The following is a 574-nucleotide window of genomic DNA, read 5'->3' as shown; positions in this document are numbered from 1 at the left end:
ATCTTGCAAGTGCTTGCCAGATTGACCGCGGCCTCGCGCTACATTCGCGACAACTGTTTCCCAGGCAAGACGGCCGTTAATTTTCTTGAGCCTATCGGTGCCTCCGGGCGCGCTTGGAAAAGAACGCCAGGCACCGCCTGTCGATTCAAAAAAGGCCTGAGTGGCAGATCGTGCGGCCTTTGCAAGCTCGGAAAGCGAAATTCGAGTTTTGGACACCCGCAATTTTGCCTTCTCGAACATGCTGTTCCGGGCTCTGCGCCCAAAGCCGTAGATTGAGGCGCGTGCACCRAAAGACCAGGAAAACCGTTAGCGGACCAATGCCAGCTACGGGCTTCGAGCGGAGTCGGTTCGGCCGACCGGCTGATCCGGCCCAGCAACTGGCGGTTAGTCGGGCCCGCGCCGGCGGGCGAGCATCGTATGCAACGTTGCATCTGGCCGGCGCGCGCCCATCGCCACAGTTTTGGTACAATTTCCGCCGTGCTACTTTCCCGCGCCTGTCGTCAAGCCACTCACAATATAGCGCTCAAGAAAGATGCCGACCAGGACGAGCGGGGCGATTGCCGCCGTCGACAGC

1 protein-coding gene is annotated in these 574 nt (G+C 60.0%); it reads right to left on the bottom strand.

The genetic code is table 11. The features are described 5' to 3' along the window. A partial coding sequence (locus AC1D00_RS44510) for a hypothetical protein (RefSeq protein WP_477015130.1) occupies positions 1-240 on the bottom strand: 240 nt, incomplete at its 3' end. Positions 241-574 lie beyond the last annotated feature (334 nt).

Source organism: Bradyrhizobium sp. P2_E8, from assembly GCF_056403875.1.
This window is presented reverse-complemented; position numbering and strand designations above follow the sequence as displayed.